The 10,180-nt window shown below is 35.6% G+C and carries 13 protein-coding genes; 5 read left to right on the top strand and 8 right to left on the bottom strand.

Going from position 1 to position 10,180, the window contains the following annotated elements:
- Positions 1-84: 84 nt before the first annotated feature.
- The 6 genes from D7V20_RS17500 to D7V20_RS17470 all read right to left on the bottom strand — a co-directional run bounded on the left by D7V20_RS17500 (position 85) and on the right by D7V20_RS17470 (position 4,545).
- A complete protein-coding gene (locus D7V20_RS17500) occupies positions 85-711 on the bottom strand; it encodes a hypothetical protein (RefSeq protein WP_058952585.1) in 627 nt (208 codons plus the stop codon).
- A gap of 120 nt (positions 712-831) precedes the next feature.
- Complete coding sequence (locus D7V20_RS20220; protein WP_228141108.1) at positions 832-1,275, bottom strand: hypothetical protein; 444 nt, start codon at positions 1,273-1,275, stop codon at positions 832-834.
- Between the two features lie 692 nt (positions 1,276-1,967).
- On the bottom strand, positions 1,968-2,276 hold the full coding sequence (locus D7V20_RS17485) for a hypothetical protein (protein ID WP_005006143.1): 309 nt from the start codon (positions 2,274-2,276) through the stop codon (positions 1,968-1,970).
- Between the two features lie 5 nt (positions 2,277-2,281).
- Positions 2,282-2,788, bottom strand: coding sequence for a thermonuclease family protein (locus D7V20_RS17480; protein WP_099143606.1), 507 nt, complete (start codon positions 2,786-2,788; stop codon positions 2,282-2,284).
- Positions 2,789-2,873: 85 nt separating this feature from the next.
- On the bottom strand, positions 2,874-3,737 hold the full coding sequence (locus tag D7V20_RS17475; RefSeq protein WP_063454483.1) for a lytic transglycosylase domain-containing protein: 864 nt from the start codon (positions 3,735-3,737) through the stop codon (positions 2,874-2,876).
- Position 3,738: 1 nt separating this feature from the next.
- Positions 3,739-4,545: a hypothetical protein gene (locus D7V20_RS17470; protein ID WP_099143605.1), complete on the bottom strand. Its 807-nt coding sequence runs from the start codon at positions 4,543-4,545 to the stop codon at positions 3,739-3,741.
- A 59-nt stretch (positions 4,546-4,604) separates the two neighbouring features.
- Here D7V20_RS17470 and D7V20_RS17465 point away from each other — a divergent pair, with 59 nt between their 5' ends.
- The 4 genes from D7V20_RS17465 to D7V20_RS17450 all read left to right on the top strand — a co-directional run bounded on the left by D7V20_RS17465 (position 4,605) and on the right by D7V20_RS17450 (position 7,286).
- Positions 4,605-5,027 (top strand): hypothetical protein, encoded by a 423-nt coding sequence (locus D7V20_RS17465; protein WP_005006133.1) that lies wholly within the window; start codon positions 4,605-4,607, stop codon positions 5,025-5,027.
- Between the two features lie 80 nt (positions 5,028-5,107).
- On the top strand, positions 5,108-5,647 hold the full coding sequence (locus D7V20_RS17460; RefSeq protein WP_228262019.1) for a hypothetical protein: 540 nt from the start codon (positions 5,108-5,110) through the stop codon (positions 5,645-5,647).
- Positions 5,648-5,681: 34 nt separating this feature from the next.
- Positions 5,682-6,422, top strand: coding sequence for a hypothetical protein (locus D7V20_RS17455; RefSeq protein WP_005006125.1), 741 nt, complete (start codon positions 5,682-5,684; stop codon positions 6,420-6,422).
- Positions 6,423-6,539: 117 nt separating this feature from the next.
- Positions 6,540-7,286, top strand: a complete 747-nt coding sequence (locus D7V20_RS17450; RefSeq protein WP_117008145.1) for a hypothetical protein — start codon at positions 6,540-6,542, stop codon at positions 7,284-7,286.
- Between the two features lie 68 nt (positions 7,287-7,354).
- Here the strand turns inward: D7V20_RS17450 and D7V20_RS17445 are convergent, their stop codons facing one another.
- Positions 7,355-8,146, bottom strand: coding sequence for a TraX family protein (locus D7V20_RS17445; RefSeq protein ID WP_005006121.1), 792 nt, complete (start codon positions 8,144-8,146; stop codon positions 7,355-7,357).
- On the bottom strand, positions 8,122-8,772 hold the full coding sequence (locus D7V20_RS17440) for a hypothetical protein (RefSeq protein WP_057694164.1): 651 nt from the start codon (positions 8,770-8,772) through the stop codon (positions 8,122-8,124). Before D7V20_RS17440 ends, D7V20_RS17445 begins: the two co-directional genes overlap by 25 nt.
- A 201-nt stretch (positions 8,773-8,973) precedes the next feature.
- On the opposite strand from D7V20_RS17440, the gene D7V20_RS17435 reads away from it, so the two are divergent.
- Positions 8,974-9,825 carry a hypothetical protein gene (locus D7V20_RS17435; RefSeq protein WP_228199086.1) on the top strand — a complete coding sequence of 284 codons (852 nt, stop codon included), beginning with the start codon at positions 8,974-8,976 and terminating at the stop codon, positions 9,823-9,825.
- Positions 9,826-10,180: the final 355 nt, after the last annotated feature.

Raw genomic sequence — 10,180 nt, 5'->3', positions numbered from 1 at the left:
ATGTGCTGAATTAGCAGGAGACTTTCACTTGGGATATGCTAGGCAGCTAACCGATAAAAGTTCTCTGCTATTTGATTTGGCGTTTTAAAATCCAAACTCTTTTGAGCTATTGGAATTCAAAAGATCTAACAAAATACTTCTTTGATTTTCTGCTAACCCTTTTTTTGTACTCCTCGATGAAACAGGTCTTGATGGTCTCCTAGCTTTTAAACTTTTAACCATACATGATATGTTGTGTGAAATTTCACGATCTATTATTTGATTTCTCTCACTGATAATTTGCTTTGCAAACCAATCTAGATAATTAGCAATATACGATATTCTTATATAGGTCGTAGCATTTGATACAGATTCATTGGTTCGTATTTTTGCTCTATTAAACTCTTTTCTTTGAATTATAGGTTTTCTTAATTTTTCATCAGTTTTCTTATCTTTTTTATCTCTAAGATAAATACAAAGGCCTTCTATCTGTTCTGTAGTCAAAAACTGTTTCTTTAAGAAAGTTTCTTCCAATAAAATGTTATTAGTATGACACCATTCTAATAACAACTTAACGGCATTGAGATAGGCTTCTATTGTATTTGAGGCCTTCGCAGAATTTCTGAGCTTACTTGTAGCAAAAAGAGTCGGATACCAATTCGGAACTCCATTGTCATCTATCAAAAGTGAATAACGTTCGCCTGACTCAAATTTTGTTCTAATGAGTTTCATTATGTAGACTCAAAACATTACATTATTTGATGGTACATCATTACCTGTTAAATTCAATTATTATATTTACTTACATGTTAAATTATTATATTTTAATATCAATTATTTATATAAAATTATTTACATAAAAGTCTTTGGTGCATTTAAGTATGGTGGGTCCAGGTATAAAAGTTTGACTTTATTAGCTAATTTCTCTCTTAAAGAGTACAGTGCCAATAGGTTATTCCCCTTAATTAGCAAGTTCTCTTTTAGCTCACCATTTTCGTCAAAAAATTCAAATTCTGTCTCATTGGTTGCGCTGTAATATTCAGGATTGGTAAGTACTTTTGGCTCAAATAATGTATCAATATCTTTTGAATCGACTTCTTGATGTAAAAACTTTTCTGTTGTTTTAACATCTTCGCGAGACATGCCCCCAACCAGCACAGCATCTTTAAATGGGAAATTAATCACTACATTACTGTTATTTTTAATAAAACCTACGTTTTCTTGATTCGCACTGTAGAGTCCAATTTTATTACTAAAGCGTGTGTACTGACCTTTTTTGAGTGAATTTTCCGCCATGTCTTTCCCTACTCTATGCTTTGCCAAAAATGTGAAACTATTTGTTGTGTAATGCCAAAATTTTCACAAATAAGTGTATTACTAATAAGCATGAAAGCAACATAAGGCTGTTCTTTTTTTAGCTAGTTGATTCATAACCTATAAAAAATAGATATGAAAAAGCCCCAATGTTGCAAATGGGACTTTTTTGTTGCCAAGGTTAAACTACTTAGCTAAAACTTGATCCACTGAACCAATTAACTTTCGGATTACTTCACCTTCTAGGGTGTTGTTATAGGTGTGTCATTTCAAATTTAGATTTTATCCCACCTCTTGAACAAGAGTATTAAGAATAAAACTGGATAAGCAATTGGCCATAAAACTGTAAAAAGTATTTTTGATGAATAAGGACTAATTTTCATCAAAATTTTATTAATAAAATAGTACCCCGTTAAAACATAAAAAACCGCACTAAAGTACTGGTGCATATTAATCAGTAAACACCACCAGATAATAGCCCAAAGAATCGCTACAAAAGTAAGGTAAAGGTAGAAAGCTTTATTTAGTTGCATGTTCATCATCTTTGTTCGGCATAACATTACCTTTTAAAAATCTACAATTGATCTAGTTCCCTTAGGAAAAAAACCACTAATTGCTTAGTGGTTCGTTCTGATCTGGTGATTAATTGGATTCCGTGGATATGACAATAGATGTCATATAAAACCTTCTTTGAACTGTCGCCCTTCCAGCGACTCTAAGTGCATTTCAAGGAAATCTATTGCCACTTCTGAGTAATTTGCGTTGGCTGAACAATTCACCAACTTTTCATCACAAAGACATTTTCCCAAATTTGCCAACTGAGTAACCAACTCATTTCGTACAGAAGCCAAGCTGAGAGCTTCAATCTGAGCTTGCAGTTCTTCACTGAAAAACTGCAGTTCCATACGATTACCACATTGTTGTTGCAGTAGATATTTATTTAATACCGCTACGGCTTTAGCGGTATTTAATTCACCGTTCATCAATATTACTTATTGTGACGGTACTGGCTTGGATAAACAGGGTTTGGATCAGCCCATAAACCAAGGCGTTGAGAACGTGCGTTGCTTTCAGCACTCAAAATAATTTTATCTTTGAGATATTCACGATAAGCCCATGCATAGCCATCTTTAACTTGCTTATAGTTAACACTATTCACGATGTTTAAGTTGGGCACTTGGTTTGTACGCATCTGAAAAATGGTACCAAGAGTACGACCGTAGCGGTCCTTACTATTTTCTTGCACATACACAATCGTTTCATGCAAGAAACTGATGTTCTGACGCGATTTCTGACCAAAAGCTTGACTTTTTTCTGGTGCATCAATCTGGTTGAAGCGAACACGGATCTGCTCATTGTTGTTGTTTAAAACGGTGATAGTGTCGCCGTCAGAAATACGTACAACTTTGCCAACAAAATCGGCTTGAGCTGCAGTAGCAACAATAGACATGGATAAGGTTAAAGCTAAACTTTTTAAAGTTGTATTAAGGTTCATTTTGAATCCTTAGTGGGTAAAGAATAGGTGAATTATATCGCATTACGTAACTGCAATTTTTTTCTTAAAAAATATATTCAGCTGATTAGTTAGGATTTATCCCCTTTCTCTCAAGCCATTTTTTCCATTGAAGTGCATACGCAACTAAACCAGGTTGTTTTGTCGTGCCATTGCGATATATCGCATTAAAAGATGGCGTCCATGAGTGGTAAGCAGCTGCTCTAACCCAAAAATCGGTTGACGGTTTTGTGGTTAATCGATTTCGCAAGATCTTGGCTGCAAGTCGCGCATTCAGACATCCATCAGTACGCACATAATGGCTGTTATAATTTTCAAACATACCGCCACGTTTAAAGTGCATGGAATTGATTTGGAATTGCCCCATATCCAATGAACGGTTTTTGTTTTGCGCTGTTTGTCCATTGGTACCACGCTCTTTGCTATGTATACCCAATAAAACATACAGCGGAACACCTTCTGACCGCGCAGCATGAATAACACAACTCAAAGTAGCGACTCTACCCGGTACGGTTTGATCGTAAGATGCACTCGCTTGGTTGTATTGATTGTATTGCGTAGTTGGATAGGTATAAGAAACAGGACGGATATTCTGGCGAACGGGTTGTTGTTGTGGTGCTGGTGCTTGCTGGCCACTAGGTTGTGGTCCATTTTGTGCAACTGCCGTGCGCTCAGTGCTAGTCGGAGTTTCTTCAGTTTTTTGCGGTGTGTACTTCACGCCCAAGTAACGACTCGTAAATCCTCTTGGCTTTGCTGGCGCCGTTTCTTGCTGAGTGTTGGTCATGACCTGAAATGGTCGATATGGTGTACTTGATCCATTAGAATTGACATGGTTTGCATATGCACCTAGAGCCTCAGAACTTTGAGGCAATTGAGCATAAGCAACGCTTGATCCTAATAGAGTCGCAAATAGCGTTGGTTTTAACAGCATATTAATCAGCACCTTTATCGTTGTTGTTGAAATTGTCGATTAGGTGCTGTTTACGGTCAGCTAACTTATTCAGTGTTTCAACTGGCAATGGGTTTTTGCCGTCATACCACGATAAGCTATATTTTTTTGGCGCATAGCGGAACCATGCCAAGAATGGCGCATTCGGTAAAAATAAAAGACCAGTACGGACTTGCCACGCACGATAAGCTGAATTGATGCTAACCATGTATAGATAAAACACCAATAATACACCTGGTACAACAAGCATTGGATATAGCGCTTTAAAGAACATATAAACTACGTACAAGCCTGTAAACATAGATAATGCTAAATACAAATAAGACGAAAATTGATGGTTTTTAACAAGCTTGTCTATTTCATCATTACTCATTGAAGCTAAACGTTCTTGCCCTCTTGGGTAGTGAGTATTAGCAATGAGTCTTTTCAGTTGTTTAAAATTGTTAGGTGCGACAATTTCATATTCACATAAAGGGTGTGCACATACCCAATTCACGTTGCCTTTATAAGAACGTGGAATCCTGTTGTCATGCATTAAAATCGATTTACCGCATTCGGGGCATGTTGGAGACAGCATTGATCTAATATTAGATAAATGCGGTAAAAACCCTTTTCTAGCTGAACTCCAGTGGCTTTTACGCCCGAAATCAAAAAAGATTCGCTTTAAAATACCTGATTTACGGGGTTGACTAGCTTCAATTGCCTGTTTAATGGCAGCTTCATCTAAAACCTCATTGGTAATATTTACCTTTTGTGGAGCACTATCAGAACTATTTTTATCTGAAGACATACTTTTACCTACGGACTTTTATTATGTAGAATACGTTATTATATTAAAGGATTTTCAACGTGTCTAAAACCCTTTTTATTTTCGCAACGGTTATTTTAATTTCCACCCTTTTAAGTGCCTGTAATAACTCTAATACTCCAAATGAACAAGATCCATTAAAAGGTCAAGAACAGAAGTTTTTAGACGAATCGGCAACGAGTGAATCAAAAGAACTTGTGTTTTATGACTTGGTAGATCCTAAGAAAAAAGACCAACCTATAAAGGCTGAAGAAGCAAGTGCTTCCGAGCCTGAAGCCCAAGAACAACAACCTGAAAACGCCTTATCTCCTGAGGTTCTTGAAGCGATTCGTGAAAATACAGAACGACAAGAAAAAAAAGAAAATGCACTCAGAACAATAGCTGAAGCTAAGCGTATTGAAGCATTATTAGTAGGTAAAGATCGCAGTAGTGATGATGGCTATACCTATAACAGTGATGAATAATTGATATATCAATGGTTTTAACCAATACAAACTTATTATTTTAAGTTAAAATGATTTTAAATTTTTTGGTATATACGGTTATGTTTAACAGTGCTTTTAAGAAACATAAAATAAAAATATGTTTTGGCTTGCCAATCATAATTGTGGTTTCGATCTTAATATTCAAAATCTACTCCTACCCCTTTAAGCCAAGACTCTTAAGCCCCGATTGGATTGAAAGTCGCTACAATGGTTGGGATGTTGAACATCATGACTTATGGATTGCTACAATTGTGGATGTTGTTGGTCCAAAAACAGTAAAAATTAGAAATCAAAATGGAGAAGAAAAAATTATGGATCTTCTCTATATAAATGCTTTGCAATCTTCGGAAAAAATGAAAAACCTCTATATCAATAGCTTGTCCGGTTATGTTGGCCAACAGCTATTTGTAAAAGGAGATCCAGACAAAGCGCGGTTTAATGGCGTCTTGATCGATGGTAACGGTGAAAATATCAATCTAAACCTAACTTATGTACCAGGTGCGGTATTGGATATGTCATCAACTGCATACATTCATGACCGAGAAAAGCAATTAGTTCCTTATTTCGCGAATATCAATTCAGAAAATAGAACGTTTTAAGTTATAAATTAAGGGATATTAGAAAGGCCAAGCTATGCCAGCACCATTATGTTTTCTCACACTGGAATTTACCGCCAAAGTCAAGAATCCAGTTGATGTGCCTGACATTATTAAGTCGTCTATTTTGACGCGTATTAAAAAGTGCCGCACATCATCAATAGAACAGGTTCAGTATCTTTATAATGCTGAAGAGAGCTACTGGAAGCCAAAAAAACAAGTCACTGAAGAAGCAACTCAATATCATGGCATCACCAATGAAGATTTATTAACGCAAGACTCAATCAATGGTCTAAAGATTAAAAACTATGTTGTGTATTGGGCAAACGTTTATACATTTAGAATTTTGCAAAAAAGCAAAGTGAAGTTTTTTAATCACCGCTTTATCTTTTTAAACAACTTAATCAACGTGATTGGTGAAGATGGTTCCCTACCCATGACAGAATGGGCACGTTTAGCCAGTGCAGCTTCGGGAAATAATGAATTTCCAGAAGAGATACTGACTAACACTAACAATAAGGTCATCTGTTTGACCGTTATATTTGATTATATTTCTGAAAAATTAACATCACTTTATGGTTTGGATCTAAATAAGCATTACGATCTGGTTGCTGCAGTACAATACAACAGTGCTATCAAAGCTAAGAGTCAAAAATCATTAAAGGTTCATAAGCTTATGCGTGATGATTTTAATGAGTTTAAATTGCTTTTAGACAAAGGCATGGAGATTAAGAGAATTAAAAAGGAATATTTTATAAATAATAACTATCTCCCTTAAACCTAAAAGTCACTTTCTTAAAAGTGGCTTTTTTGCGTTAAACATAAAATAAACTATCACTAAAACCCTTTTTTAAAATATAATACTTTTAATTTCTATTTTAACTGGTGATACATTGTGAGTTTAATTAAGAAGCAAAAAGACATTCTATCTCACGACCCTCTTGTTTCAATTTTTAGTAACAATGACCTTTTAACAATCTCAGTTGATACGGATTCTGAAGATTTGAATCGTCAACCTAAAAATATAAAAATCTCGAATGCCGATCTTAAAGAGTTAACAATACAAATCAGTGGTTTTGATACTTTAGAAAACAATGATGTTGGTCGTTATTTCACTTGTTCTGGTACCGTAGAGCTCGTTAATACACTAGGTAATGGTGAAGAAAAACGTTTTGTATTAGCAGAGCCAAAAATCAAAGTAAACGTGGTTAAAAAAGGTCATTTACCGCAAACAGAACAAATTAAACAATTGGTTCGTAATGCGTGGATGGATGCATTTAGTGATGGTTGCCAAAACATTAACCAACCTTACCACTATGAAGATGAAACTTGGTTTGAACGCTTCAAAGGTAGCATTATTGGTAAGTTTGTACTGATCGTACTTGCCACTTTCTTCGCTGCTTTCATTGGTTTGGCTATTTTTGGTTATGTTGCTGGTAAAAAACAACAGGACCCAACATTAGAAATTGCGAATCAAATTGCTCAAGATCCTGAAGCATTAAAGCAATTGCTGAATCAATATGATCAACAAAATAACCAATCTGGTGCACCTACTCCACAAGCATCACCAGAACAAGCAGCTGAGCAAGAAAGACAGCAAGAAATTAGCTCATTCGGTTTAGATGCTGGATCTAGCGAATAACGCTGATTAAGCAATAAAAAAGCACCTTAGTCATAAATACTTTGGTGCTTTTTTTGAGCCTAAATTTATTATGCAAATTTAAAAAGAATCCAAATGATGACGAGATGTACTGGATAGAACCAGTACGCCCACTTCCCCACTGGCGGTACTTCAAAAGGTATATTCATGTGCTGTCCTTTCAGTAGGAATTGTGCACCAATATACGTTGCAATGGCGCTACTGACAGCAAATGAGAATGCCAAAGAATATGTAGTCATATCCGTATAGTAGCCACCAATCAACCAGTTGAAAATGTTGGCCAATGAAGTGAGCAAGACGCTGATCATTAAAAAGTATTTCTTAGAACGAACGTTGGTTGTTTTAAAGAATAAATACAGGAATACAATTAATAAAACGCCCCACACGCTATACATAATAAAATTAGATAGCAATATGGTCACGACTAACAGAGAGACAAACTGCAGCGTTGCATATTTATGTTTAGATTCCCCCAATACAACAAGCAAAAATCCTAAAAGCAACGTAGGCATGACGTTCAGTGTTGTAAATGGCTCTTGGTTGAATAGTTGATACGGTACTTCTGATAGCACACAAAACAACGCCAAATTTTTAAAATAGTTTTTTAATGTATGGGTTTTCTTTTTAGAAATAGCTTGGTTCAAATTGAATGCAAGCATGATACAAAAAATAGGAAAAGCACAACGACCAATCGTCCTCAACAACAGATTATATTGAGGAAATAATATTGATGCGTGGTCAATAACCATGGTCACAATCGCAATCCACTTCAATAGATCCAAGGCTCTATTGCGATCTCGCACGGCGCTTTGGCTAATTACAGCTTCTTGTAGATGAACCATGTGTTATTTTTCGCTAAATGGTTTGTATAAGCATCACTACGCTGTTTTCGGGTGTTGTTACGATTATCTAAGATCTCAATGCTGTTCCAACCTTCGGGATAACCGAGCACCAGTCCAGAGTTATAAAATCTCGTGCGATGACGCTCTTCATCGCCGGCATAAAACAAGTACGCACGAATATCGTTATACGGTCGATGCCCGACCAATACGTTATCTTCATCACGATCAAAGTACTCATAAATTAAATCCGTATATTCACGATTGAAGTATCCGCACTTCTCAAACAGATCTGCACTTGAACGAAAAGTAATAGATTCCTTGGCCAGTGTTTTATTTAAAATCATGCGAGTGACATTACGAGCAAACACGGGCAAATTAAAATGCACAGGCAAATGAATTTCATTTATTTCGGACAAATCAATAGGATCACCAAAAGGACTAGAAAGTTCTAATGCTTTTTGATAAAAGTCCATCCATTGTGCAAGATATTCATCAACAAACTTTTTCTCACCATAATAAATTGGTAATCCATCAACCGTTAAAAGGTTTTGTGGAGGAAAAATATTGTTTCTTAAATCTAAGATGCTTTGTTTTAATTTTGCGATTTCGATTGGATCACTAATCATAACAACTCACTCGAATTAGAGTATTAAGATAATTATATAGGGTTTTAATTAATTGGATATAAGTTTTTAGCTCAGTAAATAAGCATTTTTGTTGTGTGGCGAATTAGAATTGATAAAAAATTTAAAAGAATATTTATTCTAGGAATTATTGATACAATGTATCTAATTTCTTACGAATTAGTATATACAATTGGGATTACTATGCTTACCCCTGATCGAATAGACAAACAAGTTAATTTGGCTGGAATTGACAAGTCGTGGACCAATTTATTAAATCACTTGGACATTGATAGTCATCCTGAATACAACATCAATAAAACTCAGCCATGGTACTTGGCTAATTTTGTAGATTACCTACGCCTACTCAACTTTAAGTTTGATGAATTAAATCTAAGAGAGATTCGTGCAGTTGATTATGACTTGGTAGATTGGTCATTTCTTAAATCTAATCGCCTAAATGGTGTTGAGGTGTTTAAGGACCTTACCATTTATCTGCAGAAACCCATTTTTGTTACGCAATATCCTAAATGTGTAGCCATCAATGCTGATGTTCGCGATCGTAAGCTTGCAGAGGTTATTTATGATTACTACAGACGCTTCTTACCGTTTTTTTATTCATTCATTAAATTGATCAGATCAACGCAGCGCTTATCTCTAGAACGTAAATTACCCGTGATTGATAACTTTATGTCTAATTTTGGAGATCTTAGTACTGGTGAGTTTTATTCAAATATTCCATTTGATGATGCAGAACTCAAAAAGATTTTGAAAAATGGCTTTGAAAAATATAGAGAGCATAAATCAGAACAGCGGTTTAGCCGTGCCATCGCAGAGCTAACACCGATGTTTAAAGCTTTGTCTGAATACTTAAAGATTGTGTCTACGGTTAACTACGTGGATCTAGACCTTATTCACTTCTTACACAATGCATTTTTGGGTAAAAACTTTAATATTTATTCAGATCTATTCGCTATGGATAAAGAACCTAATTTGTTGGTCAATTTAAGTTGGACATACACAAAAGCAGTCGTTTATGTGCATCGGCTATATTAAAAGGAAGAAGAATATAGCGATCTTTTAACGAAAGGGCCTGGTCATACCGAAGTTTTGTAGCAGAAGAAAAATCTGTACTGGTTTTGCCCGTGGCAAAGTCTAACCAAAAGACGTCATTTCCATCGCACAATAAACCTAAATTATCCTTTTCAAGCGCCACATACTTGATATAAGGATCATCTATTTGTGAGATCGAGGGGATATATTGATAGTCCACCTTTCATACAATATGTTTGCGAACGTGGTGCACGGCGATCGGTTGATCTATGGACCGTGCGTTATCCCATGCTACCTGAGCTTGCTCTAAAGTATATACGTGTGTCTTTTTACATTAATGTCTTAAACTGGCAAAATG

The organism is Acinetobacter rongchengensis, from assembly GCF_003611475.1.
Lineage (GTDB): Bacteria > Pseudomonadota > Gammaproteobacteria > Pseudomonadales > Moraxellaceae > Acinetobacter > Acinetobacter rongchengensis.
Note: the sequence above shows the minus strand (reverse complement) of the source record. Positions and strands in the feature narration are given on the sequence as shown.